Below are 15,884 nucleotides of genomic sequence, written 5' to 3'. Positions count from 1 at the left end.
ATACGGCGCTGACCGCCCGCAAACCCCTGGTTTCCGTACTCAGCCCAGCCAGTCGAGCACCGAAGCGGCCGTCCACGACTGCTGCATGCTGCCGAGCGGCTCCCCGGTGAACGGCTCGTAGTACTCGGCGAAACTGCCATCGCTGGCCTGGCGCAGACCCTCGGCGCGCAGCATGAACGAGCGCTCGGCCCAGCCGCGCCGGGCGAACACCCAGGAGAACAGCCAGCTCATCACCGGCCACACCGGACCACGCCAGTACTCGCGCGAGCGGAACTCGCGCGACACCGGCGAGGTCGACGGCGGCAGCGCGTAGCGCAGATCCGGATGCCCGCAGAAGCGCGGCCCCTCGAACGTGCGCAGCAGGGCACGTTCGGTGTCGCGCGGCAGCCCGCCGCACAGCAGCGGCGCGAACATCGACAGCGTCTCGGTGCCGATCCAGCGCTGCAACCGCACGTCGAAGTCCCTGGCCGCGCCGGTGCGGGCATCGGTGGTCGCGACCACGCCGGCCCGGAAGCGGTCGGCCCACGCGTACAACTCGCGCACGTCGGCGTGCGGCTGCTTGTACTCCTCGCCGATATTGGCGAGCACCTCGCAGGCCAGCGCGAAAATCCCGGTGACGAACACATCCTCGACGGCGAAACTCATCGTCGAGGACAGCTGGTAATCGTCGTAACCCGCCCGGCGCATCTGCTCGACCAGCCATAGGTAGCGGTCGTATTCGCGGTCGCTCGGCCGCTGCGTCGGGTCGGCGACCACCAGCACGTCCTCGCGGTGGTACGGCGGCAGGTCGCCGGGCACCACGTTGTCGTAGGCCCGGTCCCAGCGCGGCGAGTTGTCCATGCCGGATTCCCAGCCGTGATACAGCGTGATCCGCCCGATGTCCTTGGGGGCGCGGGCGTGCGCCAGCCAGCGATGCCAGCGCACCAGGTCCGGCCAGCGGCGGTTCAGGAACTCCTCGGCGATCGCGCGGGTGCTGCGGCCGTGGCGGCGGGAGTGGTCGAGGATGCGCTGCACCGCGATGGCGTGCACCGGCGGCTGGGTGATGCCCGAGGTGTCCGGGCCGTCGGGGGCGTTGGCGGCCAGCTTGCGGCACTCCCACCGGGACGGGCCAGGGAAATAGCCGTCGACGCCGTTGGCGAAGACGATGTGCGGGATCATGCCGTTCTTCCACTGCGCCGAGAGCAGCGTGTCCAGCTCGATGACCGCGCGTTCCACGCTCAGCGGCGCCAGCCCGACCGCGACGAAGGCGGCATCCCAGCTCCACATGTGCGGATACAGCCGCGGCGCCGCACTGGTCATGGTGCCCAGGTCGTTGCCGCGCAGCAGGTAGGCGGCGCGGGCCGCGAGCTGTGTCGGGGTGAAACCCGGGTGTGCCATCCCCCTATTCTGCGGTGCCACCCGTAAGTACGCCCGTTCGGCGGTGTCCGACTCGGCCTGGTCCCACCCGTCGGCGGGCGGCTCGTGCTCGGCGGTTCTCACGCTCGAATGCCCCGTCCGTAATTCGCTGCTCGAGATTCGACTGTCGCTGTATGCGTGCATCGCTTCGTTTTGCCGAGCTATTACGGTGGGGCGCATGACCTATGCCGTGACCAGCTCTCCGAAGCCGACCGCGCTGATCACCGGCGCCAGCCGTGGCCTCGGCGCCGCGATCGCCCGCGAGCTCGCGCCGTCGCACGAGCTGCTGCTCGGCGCCAGGTCCGCCGACGCGCTGCGCGACATCCTGAAAGAGATACCCGACGCGACCGGCTGGCCGGTCGAGCTGACCGACTACGCGGCGGTGGCGACGGCGGCCGCGCCGATCCGGCGGCTGGACGTGCTCGTGCACAACGCGGGCATCCAGGATCTGGGTACCATCGCCGACTCCACCGTCGAGCAGTGGCGAAACACGTTGGAGGCCAACCTGATCGCGGTGGTCGAGCTGACCAGGGTGCTGCTGCCCGCGCTGCGCGCGGCGGACGGCCATGTGCTGCTGATCAATTCGGGCGCCGGGCTGCGCGCGAACGCGGGCTGGGCCTCCTATGCCGCGAGCAAATTCGGGCTGCGCGCCTTCGCCGACGCGCTGCGGCTGGAGGAGCCGTCGCTGCGGGTGACCTCGATTCATCCCGGCCGCATCGACACCGACATGCAGCGCGAGATCATCGCGCACGAGGGGCGCGAGTACCGGCCCGAGCAGTTCCTGCGGGCGGAGACGGTCGCGGGTGCGGTGCGCAATGCGGTCGAGACACCGCGGGACGGGCATCCGACGGAGATCGTGCTGCGGCCTGCGTCGAGCTAGCCAGGGGCCGCTCGTCACCCGCTCGGAGCCACCGACAGAAGCGGGACCTCGCCGAGTGACGAGGTCCCGTCCGCTGTCTACGCGACGATGTTGATCAGACGGCCGGGGACGACGATCAGCTTGCGCGGAGCCGCACCGTTCAACAGCGCGGCGATCTTCTCGTCGGCCAGCGCGGCCGCTTCGATGGCCGCGTTGTCGGCGTCCGCGGGCACCTGAATTCGGCTGCGCACCTTGCCGTTCACCTGAATCGGATACTCGACCGACTCGTCGACGAGCAGCGCCGGATCGGCCACCGGGAACGGCCCGTGCGCCAGGGATGTGGTGTGGCCCAGGCGATCCCACAGTTCCTCGGCGATGTGCGGTGACAGCGGCGCGAGCATCAGCACCAGCGACTCCACCACCGTGCGCGGCGCGCCCTCGGGGTAGGTCTTGGTGAGGTGGTTGGTCAGCTCGATCAGCTTGGCGCCCGCGGTGTTGTCGCGCAGCGCGGCATAATCCTCGTCGACCCCGGCGATCGTCTTGTGCAGCAGCCGCAGGGTTTCCGCCGACGGTGCGGTGTCTGCGACGCGCACCCCGCCGGTCTCCTCGTCCACCACCAGCCGCCACACCCGCTGCAGGAACCGGTGCGCGCCGACGACATCCTTGGTCGCCCACGGCCGCGAGCTGTCCAGCGGACCCATCGACATCTCGTAGAAGCGGAAGGTGTCCGCGCCGTACAGGTCGTACATCTCGTCCGGCGAGACCGCGTTCTTCAGCGACTTACCGATCTTGCCGTACTCCTGGAACACCTCGATCTCGGTGCCGGTCGGATCGGTCCAGTAGAACTTGCCGTCCCGCTCGACGATCTCGGCGGCGGGCACGTACGCGCCGCGCTCGTCGGTGTAGGCGTAGGCCTGGATGTAGCCCTGGTTGAACAGCTTCCGGTACGGCTCGCTGCCGCTGACGTCACCCAGATCGAACAGCACCTTCTGCCAGAACCGCGCGTACAGCAGATGCAGCACCGCGTGCTCCATGCCGCCGATGTACAGGTCGACGCCGCCGGGGTCGTCCGGGCCGTGCTCGGCCGGGCGCGGGCCCAGCCAGTACTGCTCGTTCTCCTTGGCGCAGAACGTTTCCGAGTTGGTCGGGTCGGCGTAGCGCAGCTGATACCAGGAGCTGCCCGCCCAGTTCGGCATGACGTTGGTGTCGCGGCGGTACTTCTTGAGCCCGTCGCCCAGGTCCAGCTCGACGTTGACCCAGTCGGTGGCCTTGGCCAGCGGCGGGGACGGCTGGGAGTCGGCGTCGTTCGGGTCGAAGGTGACCGGCGCGAAATCGTCCAGCTCCGGAAGCTGTACCGGCAGCATCGATTCCGGCAACGCGTGCGGCCGGTCGTCCTCGTCGAAGACGATCGGGAACGGCTCGCCCCAGTAGCGCTGCCGCGCGAACAGCCAGTCGCGCAGCTTGTACTCAATGGTGCCGTTGCCGTGCCCCTCGGTCTCCAGCCTGGCGATGATGGTCGCCTTGGCGTCCTCGACGGACAGGCCGTCGAGATAGCCGGAGTTCACCAGCTCGCCGTCGCCGGAGTAGGCGGCCTCGGTGATATCGCCGCCGGTGATCACCTGCACGATCGGCAGGCCGAGCGCGGTGGCGAATTCCCAGTCGCGCTGGTCGTGGCCGGGCACGGCCATGATCGCGCCGGTGCCGTAGCCGCTCAGCACGTAGTCGGCGACGAAGACCGGAACGGCCGCGCCGTTGGCCGGGTTGACGGCGTGGACGCCGAGGAAGACGCCGGTCTTCTCCTTGTTCTCCTGCCGTTCCAGATCCGACTTGGCGATGATCGACTTGCGGTAGGCCGCAACGGCTTCCGCAGGGTTCGCGGCGTTGCCGTTGGTCCAGCGCGGATCGGTGCCCGCGGGCCAGTCCGCCGCGGTCAGCTTGTCGACCAGCTCGTGTTCCGGTGCCAGCACGACATAGGTAGCGCCGAACAGGGTGTCGGGGCGGGTGGTGAAGACCTCGATCTGTTCGCCCGCCACGTCGAACTTCACCTGCGCGCCGCGCGAACGCCCGATCCAGTTGCGCTGCATCGTCTTCACCTGATCCGACCAGTCCAGGTGGTCCAGGTCGTCGATCAGCCGGTCGGCGTAGGCGGTGATCCGCATCATCCACTGCCACAGGCGCTTACGGAACACCGGGAAGTTGCCGCGCTCGCTGCGTCCGTCGGCGGTGACCTCCTCGTTGGACAGCACCGTGCCCAGGCCGGGGCACCAGTTGACCATCGAATCGGTCAGGTACACCAGGCGATAGGAGTCCAGCAGCGCATCGCGCTCGGCGGTACTGAGCTCGGCCCAGGACTTCCCGCCCGGGACCGGCCGTGCGCCGCCGGCGAACTGGTCGGCCAGCTCCGCGATCGGGCGCGCCCGGTTCAACTCCTGGTCGTACCAGGAGTTGTAGATGCGCAGGAAGATCCACTGGGTCCAGCGGTAGTACTCCGGATCGGTCGTCGCGAACGAGCGCCTGCTGTCGTGGCCGAGACCGAGCCTGCCCAGCTGGCGCTGCATGTTGGCGATATTCGACTCGGTGGTCACCCGCGGGTGCGCGCCGGTCTGCACCGCGTACTGCTCGGCGGGCAGGCCGAAGGCGTCGAAGCCGAGGGCGTGCAGCACATTGCGGCCGTGCATCCGGTGGTAGCGCGCGAAGACATCGGTGGCGATGTAGCCGAGCGGATGCCCGACGTGCAGGCCCGCACCCGAGGGGTACGGGAACATGTCCTGGATGAACAACTTGTCGGCCGGGGTGTCACCCGCGAGTGGGCCGACCGGGTTCGGCGCGTGGAAGGTGCCACGCTCCGCCCAAGTCCGCTGCCACCGCTGTTCGATGCGGCCGGCAAGCTCGGCGTTGTACCGATGCTCGGGTACATCGCTATCGGTTGCACGAGTGTCCTGCACGGTCCTGCCTTCTTGTGATCGCCGATCCCCGACAAACTTCGTCTATCAGGGTAGAACGTGCGGACCGCAGTACTGAAAATCGGGCTGTGCGGACTCCTTCGGCGCGTCCGCTTCCGCGCCGGGAACGAAGTTACCCGCCCGTCGGTATGCGACTGCGCCGCACCGCCTTCGCATTACTCGCGAGTTGTCGTTCCCAGCTGAGCGGACCCAACAATGCGTTTGGTTGCTACGTCGGCAACCTGCTGCGACGCAGTGTGGAAAGCGCTCGTCCGGGGTGGTGGACGATCGAGTGCTGGTCGGTTGCGGGGGAGCACCCGGCGGGCCGATAGCACCGATGCGCTAGCCTGCATGGGTGTTCGTCGTCGCTCTCGTCCTGTTCGTGCTGGCCCTCGTGGCCGTCACAACCGGCGCACTCGGGCTGATCGGCAGGCTGCCGCGCAACCGCTTCGTCGGGGTGCACACCGAGGCCGCGCTGTCCGACGACGAGACCTTCCGCATCGCGAATCGTGTCGCCGCCCCCACCTCATTGGCGGCCGGGGCGCTGCTGTTCGCCGGTGGTCTCGTCGCGCTGGCCGCCGGCGGCCTCGTCGCTCTGCTCGTCGGCGCGGGCGCGGCCATCGTCGCCCTGTTCACCCTCGGCGCGGGCGCCAACGCGGCGGCCTCGACGGCCGCCGCCCTCGCTCCGCCCGCCGAAGTCGGCGGCTGCGGCAGTGCCTGCGGCGCTTGTTCGCTGCGCGATGCCTGTCAGCCCGCCACCTGACTCGTCAGTCGGTACTCGCTAGTCGGCACAGTCCGGTGCGGGCACGTTGCGGGACAGCGGACTCCCGACCGGGTTGAGGTAGAGCACGCAGAGGTGAACGGCGACCGAACCTCGATTACGTGCGACATGGGGATACCGTGGGCCGCTCGGTTCGCGGAAGATTCGGCCGCGGCGATAGGTCACCGGCGTGCAGTCGGCGCCGGGATGATCGAGAACGCCCTTGGTCACCAGCACTAACAAGGTGCCGTCGTGATAGTGCCAGCCGCTGCTGCCGCCCGGCTCGATGATCGTCTGGCGCAGCACTACCTCGCGCCTGCCGAGGGTGCGGCGGAACAACACGCGGCTCGCGGTGCCCCGCGCGGGTGCGGCGTTCACCTGGTACTCGCGTCGCGTCACCACTCCATCGAATCATCCCCAGCCATCCACAGGGCTGTGGCGACGGGTGTGGAAGATCGGCCGAGTTACGTTTCGGGTCCAACCCTGTCGGCATCGTTACCGGCGGTCCATACTTGGGGCGTTGCAGTACCGGCGTGATTTCGGGGTAGAGATGACTGTGTTGGACCTGATGGCCGCGGGCGATACCTGGGGGATCTCCGGACCGGACTTCATGGCGTTGTACTGGCCGTGCGTGGCCATCGCAGTGCTGCTCGGGTTGTGGATGCGGCTGCGGGTGACCCGCGGCGCCGTCGACACCGGCGGTCTCGAACGACCGGGCACGGAGCTGTCACTACCCGAGGTCGCCATGCTGTTCGACGACCGCCGGGCGGCGCTGACCGCGCTGGCCCGGCTGCGCAGCCACGACCTCATCGACTCCGCCGCGGCGCCGGCGCGGCCGCTGAACGCCGAGGACCGCAGGCAACTGGATCCGTTCACCCGGTCGATCTACGAACGGATCGCCGCCGGGGCCAAACCGACGGTCGCCGCGCTGACCGCAGGCTCGGCGGCGGCGCTCGGTCCGCTGCGCGACTCGATGATCAAGCGCGGCTACTTTCCCGACGCCGCCTTCCGGCGCAGCCTGCGGGACGCCGGGCTGCCGGTGCTGATCGTCGGAGCGGTAGGCGTGGTGCGGTTCGTCGCAGGGACGCTGAACAACAACCCGGTCGCGTTCCTCGTGCTCGCCCTGATCGTGCAGGCGTTCTGCTACTTCTTCTTGGTCGCCAAACCGCGGCTGACACCGCTCGGCAGGCTGGCCCGCAAGAACGCGACCAGCAGCAACGCGCATCTGCGGCCGTCCAATTCGCCGGCCTACGCCACCTATGGCGCCGAAAGCGCCGCGCTGGCCGCGGCGATCTTCGGCGGCGCCGCACTGCTGTCGCTGGACCCCGGTCTCGCGAGCGCCGTCGAGCCACCGAGCTCGTCGAGCGGCGACGGCGGTAGCAGTGGTGGCGGTGACGGCGGTGGCGGAGGTGGCGGTTGCGGAGGTGGTGGCGGCGGCTGTGGCGGCTGACCACGGCACCGGCCGGAGCCGCGAATGAGCGAACCGCTGCCGGACGGCGCGCTCGGGATCGGCTGGCGGCCGGAGATCTGTGGCGTGATCGCGGAGTTGGATGGACTCAGGTTCGCCGAGGTGATCGCGGAGTCGCTGCCGGTTCGTCGGCGGCTGCTCGGCAGGTCGGAGCTCACGATTCCCGCCGAACTGACTGCCTTGCGCGCGGGCGGGACCGCGATTGTGCCGCACGGTATTTCGTTGTCGCTCGGTGGCGCCGAACCGGTGCACGAGCACCGGATCGAGCATCTCGCCGCGTGCGCCGAAGCGCTCGGTGCGCCGCTGGTCAGCGAGCACGTCGCTTTCGTGCGTGCGGGTGGTGTCGAGGCGGGACATCTGCTGCCGGTGCCGCGTTCCAAGGCGGCGCTGGATGTGTTGACGCGCAACATCTCCCGCACTCGAGCGGCGCTCGACGTGCCACTTGCGGTGGAGAACATCGCGGCACTGTTCGACTGGCCCGACGACGAATACACCGAGTCGGAGTTCCTCGCCGAGCTCGTCGATCGAACCGGCGTGTATCTGCTGCTCGACATCGCGAACGTTTATGCGAACGCCCGCAACCGTGCCCGCGATCCCCTTGCCGAATTGCTGCGCCTGCCAACGGATCGCGTCGCCTACTGTCACGTCGCGGGTGGGCACGAATCCGACGGCCGCTACCACGACACGCACACCGATCCCATCCCCGCCGAAGTCCTCGCTCTCGTCAGTGCTTTCACCGACGTTCATCCGGTGCCGCTGATGCTGGAACGCGACGGCAACTATCCACCCGCCGCCGAGCTCCTCGACGAACTCGATGCCATCGCCGCAGCCGCGCACCGACCGTCGATCACTGGGCGCGCACGCCTGGCGCGCACATGAATCCGCAGCCGCCGGAGGTCGATACCGATCTGCTCGCCGAGCAGCAGGCGGCGTTGGTTCGGGCACTGGTGGCGGGGAGTCCGGTGCCGGACGGTTTCGATACCGAAGCCGTCGCCGCGGCGGCACGTGCGTTGCTGCGCAAACGCGCAGGCGAGGTCGCGCGCCGCTTCCCATTGCTGGTGCACGCCTGCGGTGCGGACTTCACCGCGCGCTTCGTCGCTTGGGCCGCGGACAAGCCCAAGACGTCGACCGCCTCGGACGCAACGGCTTTCGCCGAGTACGCGGGCATCGCGCTCAGCGGCTCCGCATGCTCTCGCGCCCGAAAGTTGTTGCTCCGCAAACGCCGATAGGGGGTGCCGCCCTTATTCGTCCCGCCTCCGCGGGCGTCCGTGAGCGGAGCCTATTCGCTGCGATTCGCCGCCATCGCGCAGAGTTCCAACGATTCCCCCGGCGCCAGCACCGTGGTGTGTACACCGAGATCTGATGCTGCGGACCGGAACTCGGCCAGCGAGTCGTCGACTTCCACGTAATACGGCGGACGGTCCAGGCCGAAGTGGATCGGGACGACGGTGCGTGCGCCGAGTAGGTGTCCCGCCAGCACGGCCTGCTCCGGCGTGAGCACAGCGGGCAACGAACTGGCCGGTTGCAGGTGTGGAAAGTCCACTGCCGCACCGTTTATCGGCAGAAACGCGACGTCGAACGGGCCGCAGCGGCGGGCGATGAGCCACCACATGCCGTGGAAGAGGGTGTCGCCGCCGTGGAAGATCCGGTGGCCGCCGGCGCCGACGACCCAGTTCACCTGTGGGTCGCCGAGTCCGTCGACGGCGGGTACCGCGGTCACCTCGAACGGGCCGATGGTGGTGGTTGCCCACTCCGTCACCACCCGGGTCGGCAGATCGTGTGCGGCGAAGCCCTTTTCGGCCGCGGCGGTCCACGCGAGATCGTCGCCGGTGCCCACCATCGGCTCGGGGCGCAGCACGATGCCGTCGGCCGCCAGGATGCGCGACAGCCCGGAGGGATCGGCGTGGTCGAGGTGCAGGTGGGTGACCAGTGCGGCATTCGCGGGTCGCGGGGTGGTCAATGCGCCGTCCGGCAGTGCACCGCGCAGCAGCTCGCTGTCCTGCACGGCGTCGATCACCAGTGTGGCGCCGTCGAATTCGATTTCCACGCCTGCCCAGCCCAGTCGGCGGATCTGCATCGTCGTTCCTTCGTTCGTCCGGCTTTCGACAAGTGTACGGACGAACGTTCGTATATTTCCAGTATGCCCAGACATCCCATGGTGTGACGAAATACGTACTTCTCGGTTCGATCAGGGCACAGTCTCGGCGTTAGCGTGTGTTGTGCGATTCCTCAGCAAGTTCTATATCGACGGATTCATCCTGTCGATCCTCGCTACGGTTGCCCTGGCCAGCGTTTTTCCTGCTCGGGGGACCGCTGCCGACGTAGTCGGCGTGCTGACGAAGATTGCCATCGCATTGCTCTTCCTGCTGTACGGCACCCGGCTTTCGCCGAAGGAGGCGCTGGCGGGGCTGACCCATTGGCGGCTGCACGTCGTCGTGCTGGCCAGTACCTTCGTGCTCTTCCCGCTGCTGGGGTTGGCGGCGCACCTGCTGGTGCCCAGCGTGCTGACCGACGACCTGTACACCGGGCTGCTGTTCCTGTGCTTGGTGCCCTCCACCGTGCAGTCCTCCATCGCGTTCACCTCGATCGCGAAGGGCAATGTGCCCGGCGCGATCGTGAGCGCGACGGCGTCGAACCTGCTGGGCGTCTTCGTGACTCCGCTGCTGGTCATCCTGTTGATGAACACCACGGGCCAGGCCAGCGTCGATTTCTCCTCGATCGGCGACATCGTCCTGCAACTGCTGGTGCCCTTCTTCATCGGCCAGCTGATCCGGCCCAAGGTGCACCGCTGGCTCAGCCGGTACGCCGAGCCGACGAAGCTGGTGGACCGCGGCTCGATCCTGCTCGTCGTCTACAGCGCGTTCAGCGCGGGCATGGTGGAGGGCATCTGGCACATGCTCTCGCCGTGGCGGATCCTCGCGCTGGCGGGGGTGTGCTGTGTGCTGCTCGCGCTCGTCATCGCGGTGACCATGCTGATCGGCCGGGTCTTCGGCTTCTCGCGCGCGGACCGGATCGTGATCGTGTTCTGCGGCTCCAAGAAGAGCCTCGCCACCGGATTGCCCATGGCGACGGTGCTTTTCGCGAGCCAGCCGGTCGGGCTGATCGTGCTGCCGCTGATGATGTTCCACCAGATCCAGCTGATCACCTGCGCCGCGCTGGCCCAACGCTGGGCCAAGCAGGCGCAGGAACCCGACGCGGCAGTGGCCGCCTGACGCGGCTACCTGCGTAGCGTCTCGAGCGCCCGCAGCACCGCGTGCGCCGCTACCGGATCGCCGACCGCAATGCGCGCGCTCCCATCCGGATACGCCTTGGCGGCGATGCCCGCCCGCCGCAGCGCGGTGGCCACGCCGGGCCCCGGCAGGTACAGGAAGTTCGCGTGACTGCGCGGCACCGCGATCCCGCAGCGCCGTAGCGCGTCGCGCAGTGCGTCCCGCTCGGCGGTGATCCGCATGGTCCGCGCGGCGAGTTCGGGCTCGGCCGCGTAGGACGCGGACACCGCCGCCACCGCCGCGGCGCTCATCCCGAACGGCAATTGCAGCCTGCGCACCCGGGCCAACAGCTCGCGCCTGCCGAAGGCATAGCCGATGCGCAGCCCAGCCAAGCCGTATGCCTTCGAGAAGGTGCGCAGCACAAGGAGATTGGGGTGGCGGCGCAGAAGCGCGAGCGGGTCGATGTACTCGGCGGCGCCCAGGAACTCGACGTAGGCCTCGTCCAGGATCACCGGCACCCGTGCAGGCACCTCGCCCAAAAACGCTGTCAGTTCACGCGCCGAGACGACCGTGCCCGTGGGATTGTGCGGACGGCACACCGCCACCAGCCCGGTCCGTTTATCGATGGCCCTGGCCATCGCGGGCAGATCCTGCTCGCCCGCCGAGTCCAACGGCACCGCGACCGTCGCCAGGCCCGTCATCTCGGCCATGATCGGGTAACCGTCGAACGTCGGTGTCGCGTAAACCATTCCGGCACCGGACGTGGTCAACGACTGCATGATCTGCAGCGCCACCCCGGTCGCGCCCGAGCCGACCACGACCTGATCCGGATGCAGGCCCAGATGCCGCGCGATCACCGTCGGCAGCTCGCGCGGTAAGAACTCCGGATACCGATTGGCCTGGGCCAGCGCACTGTTCACCGCACGCAGCACCGAGGGCAACGGCGGGAACGGATTCTCGCTCAGTGTCAGATCGAACTCCGCCGCCGCGGAAGAGCTGCCACGCTGCCGCGACGGCGTGCTCTCCTCGACGAGGTGCGGGCTCATCGCGCCGCGCCCCACCGGATGGCCGCGGCGCCCGCGAAGTCACCCGCGTGCGCGAACGCCGACATCAGCACCACCGACCCGTTGCGCAGCCTGCCCGCTCGGTTCTCCATGTCCAGCGTCACCGGAATGCCTGCGGCGAACAGGTTTCCGCACCGGTCGAAGGTGTCCGGATGCCGTTCGGCGGGCAGCTCGAGCGCGTCGTGCCAGTTGCGCAGGAACAGCCGGTTCGGCTGATTGGTGACGAACGTGTCGATGTCGCGGCCCTTCACCCCGATCCGATCACACACCGCCAGCGCCACTTCCGGCACCAGCCGGTTGCCACGCGCGAACACCTTGGTGATCTTCGATTCGGTGAAGCTGACGCAGCCCTGGCCCTCGCCCGGTTCCCAGTACTTGCGCTCGCCGTTGGTGGAAAACTCCATGTCCCCGGCGAATTCGGGGTAGGTGCGGCACTCGATGTCCAGGATCGGCGCGCTGTCGTCCTTGACCAGCAGACCAACCCCGCAGCCGTCGCCGGGCACCGGCGCCTGGGCCAGCTTGCGGATATCGGGCTGGGTGAACACCGGTCCCGCGCAGTTCTGCGTCGCCGCGATCAGCGCCGTCCGGGCGCTGGTGGTCTGCAACACCATTCGGGCCATCGACATCATGTGCACGAAGGCGGCACAGCCGCCGTTGTGCACGTCGTAGACGAAGTCGGGGCGGGCGCCGAGCCGCTTGGCGACCTCGGGCCCGCATCCCATCACCGGGTTGGTCGGCAGCTGGGTGTGTGTGATCAGCACATCGATGTCCGAGATGAACTGCGCGCCATGGCGTTCGATCAGCGGCGCGACGGCGCGTTCGACCATGTCCACCGCCGTCTCGTCCCGGTCCACATGGTGGCGGGCCTTGGGCGAGCGGAACATCACGTTCTTGGCCATCCGGTCCGAGCGGGAGAACTGCGTGAAATATTCGGTGCCGACCGGTTCCCCTGGCAGGTAGCTGGCGACATCGACCAGGCTGACCGAGGGCAGTCCCGGGGCGGCCGGGTTGGTGGGGATCATGTGAATCTCACTTCATCCAGTCGGGTTTGACGGGCAGGCCGTGCGCTGCCCGGTACTCGCAGATCGCCTTGAGGTTGTCCATCTCCAGCTGATGGCCGGCGGAGAACATCTCCCAGAAGTCGCCGACCCAGACCGGCCGCTTCGGCGGCGCGGTCTCCGGATAGGGGTTCTCGTCGTAGAACGGATGCTTGCAGTTGACCCACAGCACCACCGAACCCGGCTTGTTGAACACCGCCTGCGCGTCGACGACCCGCAGCAGGTAGATCATCCACAGGTGCTGTGACTGGTCCCAGGCGCAGTGGTAGTCGACGGTCATCGCCTCGGGATGCGCGACGGTCCTGGTGAAAATCTGGGTCTCGTCGCCGAGCCGGTCGTAGGCCAGCCACAGACCCGGCTCCTCGGTCGGGACGAACCCGCGCAGGCTGTAGGTCCACTCCTCCAGCGAACGGGTATCGGCGAGGTACTCGTACACCTCGCGCGGCGGCGCGGCGATATAGGCCTGTACCGGACAGTATTCGCCGAAGACCTGGTCGTGCGGGTACACCGACCGCAGCATGTCCATGATGATCGGGGTAGTCGCGTCCTTGTCGGAGTTCTCGATACGCAGGACACCGGGCGGCGCGTCGTCGGCCGGGATATCGCTGAGTGCTGGCAGCGCACTGGTCGTCATTACTTACTCCTGAATGTGTTCGATGGCGGTCAAGAACGGCAGAAACGGCGGGATCTCATCCGGGTCCACGTCGATCGAGAGGAACGACGGCCCAGGGGTTCGCAGGCACTGCGGCAGGGCCGCGGCCAATTCGGCGGTGCTGCGCACCGAACGGGTGGACAGGCCGGGGAACATGGCGTCGACGCCGTCCCCGAGGTGTGTGGTCTGAAACCTGTTGAAGGAGTACCGGTCTCGGTAATACAGTCGCTCCCTGGCCACACACATGGCATGGGCGTTGTTGTTCAGCACGATGAAGGTGATCGGCAACTCGTGTTCGATCGCCGTGTGAATCTCCATGCCGTGCATGAAGAACGCGCCGTCGCCGGCCACGACAACGGTGCGGTGCCCGGCGCCGCGGGCGAACGCGGAGCCGATGCCCGCGCCGAACGCGTAACCCATGCCGCCCATCCCGAGTGCGACGACGAACCGGCCGCCGCGCGGCACCCGCAGGTGATGCACTACGGCCGCACCGGTATTGCCCGCGTCGGCGAAGACATCGGTGCCGTCGGGCAGCGCCGCCTCGATGGTCTCCACCAGCTGTCGATAGCGCACGCCGGGACCGGTGGATTCCGGAACGCGCAGTGGAGTAAGCGCAGTGGCCCGGCGCTGTTCGAATGCCGTGGGCGCAGCGGCGAATTCGTCGGCGAGCTCGCCCAAGGTGCGGGCCAGGTCGGTGCTCGTGGCATGCACGGCGGGCAGATAGGGCGGCGTCACGCCGATGCTCGCCACGGGGCTGCCCGTGAGCAATTCGTCCAGTCCGGTGCGGGTCGTGATCGGCATCGGCGTGCCGACGAGCAGGCACAATGCCGCGGACCGGATCGCCGCGCCGAGTTCGGGATGCCCCATGCTGCCCGCGACGCCGCAGAAGCCGGGGTCGTGGTTGTCGTAGGTGTCCTTGGCATCCGGGGCGACGCCCACCGCGGCATCCAAGACGGCGGCCAGGCGAGCCAGTTCGTCCCGCGCATCGTCGCGGGCGACCTGGTCGCCGGCGATGATCACGACCTTTCCGGTCCGCCGTGCCGTCGTCAGCGCGGCACGCAACCGGACCAGCCCGGCCTCGTCGCGTCGATACACCTTGGTAGGCAAGCGAATCGGCGACAGTGCGCCCATGTTCGCCTGCTGCACCTCCTTGGGCAGCAGCAGCACGGCGGGACCGCCGCGCCGAGCGGCGCCGACCGCCCTGGCCAGCTGATCCGGCAGCTCGGCGGCGGTCTCGACGCGGGCGCAGTACCGGCTGATCTCGCCGAACATCTTGGCGGCATCGATGGTGCCCGGATGCCCACTGGTGTCCTGAAAGGCGCCGTTGCCCGCGTGCGCCGTCGGCGGCTGGCCGACCAGCGCGAGCACCGGCACCCGGGAGGCGAATGATTCGGCAAGTCCGGCAACGAGATTCATCGCGCCGCCGCCGGAGGTCGCGGCGACGACACCGAGTCCGCCGGTCGATCGGGCATAACCGTCGGCCATGGTCGCCGCGGCGAACTCGTGTTTGGCGATCACCCCGGTGACGTCGTACGGCGCGTCGAAGATCGCGTCGTACAGGTCCTCGATATTCGCACCGTCCACCCCGAAGAGGTGCCGGGCGCCCAGGGCCGAAACCGCCTGCACCAGATAGTCGACGACCCTGGTCTGCATCGGCACTCCTTCCCGCGGTGTCCACCTGTGCATCGGGCACACGCGAGATCACTTTCTGCGTACAGGAGTGATACGAGCCGGGGCGCCGGGCGGTTCAACGCTTGACTACCGCGAAGCGGCGAGGGTGTGTCGGGCCGAGTTGACCTGCCTCGGCGAAGGCTTCCCGAACGGGCAAATCCACGGCTCTACCGGGAGCGCTTGCGTGTACGTATACATCTACGTATAGTTGGGACATGCCCAACAAGACGATCTACGTTGCCGATGACGATCTGCCGCTGTTCCAGCGGGCCCAGGAGCTGGTTGGCGGCAATCTCTCCGGGGCGGTGACCACGGCGCTGCGCCGGTTCATCGAATTGGAAGAGGGTCGACAAGAAGGGTACGACGAGGTCATCGTCCGAGTCGGCCACAACGGCGTCCGGCAGGTCCGGTTCTCCGGGGCGCTGCTCTTCGAGACGAACGAGGTCACCGACCAGCGGATGGAACACATCCGGGTGTTCCGCAGTCGCAAAGGCAAATTCGTGCTGCACGCGCACTACTCCAACTGGGACGAGTATCCGCAATCCGAGAACTGGATCAAGGATTTGACGAACTGGCGGCGCATGCTCGGCGTCGGTGAACAGGACTGGGGCGATTTCATCCTGGAGATCGTGGACTCGGTCGAGGAATTGAAAGACAAGCTGCCGGACAAGGTGTACGAGCGGGTGCTCGATATCGCGAAACGCCCGCAGATCGAGGATCTCGACATCTAGTCGAAGAGCCGGCGCACAACTGAACAGCAACAGCTCGAGCCGCACCGGGACACCGGGTGCGGTGTAACTCAGTCA

The 15,884-nt window shown here is 68.1% G+C and carries 15 protein-coding genes; 7 read left to right on the top strand and 8 right to left on the bottom strand.

The window, feature by feature from the left end; genetic code table 11:
- Positions 1–39 precede the first annotated feature (39 nt).
- On the bottom strand, positions 40–1,377 hold the full coding sequence (locus tag IBX18_RS03950; protein WP_194832353.1) for a glycogen debranching protein: 1,338 nt from the start codon (positions 1,375–1,377) through the stop codon (positions 40–42).
- Between the two features lie 196 nt (positions 1,378–1,573).
- Between IBX18_RS03950 and IBX18_RS03945 the strand changes: the two genes are divergently transcribed.
- A complete protein-coding gene (locus IBX18_RS03945) occupies positions 1,574–2,275 on the top strand; it encodes an SDR family oxidoreductase (protein WP_194832352.1) in 702 nt (233 codons plus the stop codon).
- Between the two features lie 77 nt (positions 2,276–2,352).
- Here the strand turns inward: IBX18_RS03945 and leuS are convergent, their stop codons facing one another.
- Positions 2,353–5,199 carry a leucine--tRNA ligase gene (gene leuS / locus IBX18_RS03940; RefSeq protein WP_194832351.1) on the bottom strand — a complete coding sequence of 949 codons (2,847 nt, stop codon included), beginning with the start codon at positions 5,197–5,199 and terminating at the stop codon, positions 2,353–2,355.
- 352 nt (positions 5,200–5,551) lie between these two features.
- Between leuS and IBX18_RS03935 the strand changes: the two genes are divergently transcribed.
- On the top strand, positions 5,552–5,959 hold the full coding sequence (locus tag IBX18_RS03935) for an SdpI family protein (protein ID WP_194832350.1): 408 nt from the start codon (positions 5,552–5,554) through the stop codon (positions 5,957–5,959).
- Positions 5,960–5,977: 18 nt separating this feature from the next.
- On the opposite strand, the gene IBX18_RS03930 is transcribed toward IBX18_RS03935, so the two are convergent.
- On the bottom strand, positions 5,978–6,355 hold the full coding sequence (locus IBX18_RS03930; RefSeq protein ID WP_306796109.1) for a cupin domain-containing protein: 378 nt from the start codon (positions 6,353–6,355) through the stop codon (positions 5,978–5,980).
- 151 nt (positions 6,356–6,506) lie between these two features.
- On the opposite strand from IBX18_RS03930, the gene IBX18_RS03925 reads away from it, so the two are divergent.
- The 3 genes from IBX18_RS03925 to IBX18_RS03915 are packed head-to-tail and all read left to right on the top strand — an operon-like array spanning position 6,507 to position 8,653.
- Positions 6,507–7,406 (top strand): TIGR04222 domain-containing membrane protein, encoded by a 900-nt coding sequence (locus tag IBX18_RS03925; RefSeq protein WP_194832348.1) that lies wholly within the window; start codon positions 6,507–6,509, stop codon positions 7,404–7,406.
- Positions 7,407–7,430: 24 nt separating this feature from the next.
- Positions 7,431–8,303 (top strand): DUF692 domain-containing protein, encoded by an 873-nt coding sequence (locus tag IBX18_RS03920; RefSeq protein ID WP_194832347.1) that lies wholly within the window; start codon positions 7,431–7,433, stop codon positions 8,301–8,303.
- The gene (locus IBX18_RS03915) at positions 8,300–8,653 is read left to right on the top strand and encodes a hypothetical protein (RefSeq protein WP_194832346.1); all 354 of its coding nucleotides are present in this window, start codon (positions 8,300–8,302) and stop codon (positions 8,651–8,653) included. Before IBX18_RS03920 ends, IBX18_RS03915 begins: the two co-directional genes overlap by 4 nt.
- A 50-nt stretch (positions 8,654–8,703) precedes the next feature.
- On the opposite strand, the gene IBX18_RS03910 is transcribed toward IBX18_RS03915, so the two are convergent.
- Positions 8,704–9,501, bottom strand: coding sequence for an MBL fold metallo-hydrolase (locus IBX18_RS03910; RefSeq protein ID WP_194832345.1), 798 nt, complete (start codon positions 9,499–9,501; stop codon positions 8,704–8,706).
- A gap of 142 nt (positions 9,502–9,643) precedes the next feature.
- Between IBX18_RS03910 and IBX18_RS03905 the strand changes: the two genes are divergently transcribed.
- Positions 9,644–10,636 (top strand): bile acid:sodium symporter family protein, encoded by a 993-nt coding sequence (locus IBX18_RS03905; protein WP_194832344.1) that lies wholly within the window; start codon positions 9,644–9,646, stop codon positions 10,634–10,636.
- Between the two features lie 5 nt (positions 10,637–10,641).
- Here the strand turns inward: IBX18_RS03905 and IBX18_RS03900 are convergent, their stop codons facing one another.
- The 4 genes from IBX18_RS03900 to IBX18_RS03885 are packed head-to-tail and all read right to left on the bottom strand — an operon-like array spanning position 10,642 to position 15,060.
- Positions 10,642–11,679 carry an aminotransferase class I/II-fold pyridoxal phosphate-dependent enzyme gene (locus IBX18_RS03900; protein ID WP_194832343.1) on the bottom strand — a complete coding sequence of 346 codons (1,038 nt, stop codon included), beginning with the start codon at positions 11,677–11,679 and terminating at the stop codon, positions 10,642–10,644.
- Positions 11,676–12,719 carry a 3-oxoacyl-ACP synthase III family protein gene (locus IBX18_RS03895; protein WP_194832342.1) on the bottom strand — a complete coding sequence of 348 codons (1,044 nt, stop codon included), beginning with the start codon at positions 12,717–12,719 and terminating at the stop codon, positions 11,676–11,678. Before IBX18_RS03895 ends, IBX18_RS03900 begins: the two co-directional genes overlap by 4 nt.
- Before the next feature lie 7 nt (positions 12,720–12,726).
- Positions 12,727–13,389, bottom strand: a complete 663-nt coding sequence (locus IBX18_RS03890; RefSeq protein ID WP_194832341.1) for an SRPBCC family protein — start codon at positions 13,387–13,389, stop codon at positions 12,727–12,729.
- Positions 13,390–13,392: 3 nt separating this feature from the next.
- Positions 13,393–15,060, bottom strand: coding sequence for a thiamine pyrophosphate-binding protein (locus IBX18_RS03885; RefSeq protein ID WP_194832340.1), 1,668 nt, complete (start codon positions 15,058–15,060; stop codon positions 13,393–13,395).
- 233 nt (positions 15,061–15,293) lie between these two features.
- On the opposite strand from IBX18_RS03885, the gene IBX18_RS03880 reads away from it, so the two are divergent.
- On the top strand, positions 15,294–15,809 hold the full coding sequence (locus tag IBX18_RS03880) for an EXLDI protein (protein ID WP_194832339.1): 516 nt from the start codon (positions 15,294–15,296) through the stop codon (positions 15,807–15,809).
- The last annotated feature ends 75 nt before the right edge of the window (positions 15,810–15,884 follow it).

The organism is Nocardia sp. XZ_19_369 (assembly GCF_015355715.1).
Taxonomy (GTDB): Bacteria; Actinomycetota; Actinomycetes; order Mycobacteriales; family Mycobacteriaceae; genus Nocardia.
The sequence above is the reverse complement of the archived record's forward strand: the minus strand, read 5'-3'. Positions and strand labels throughout refer to the sequence as shown.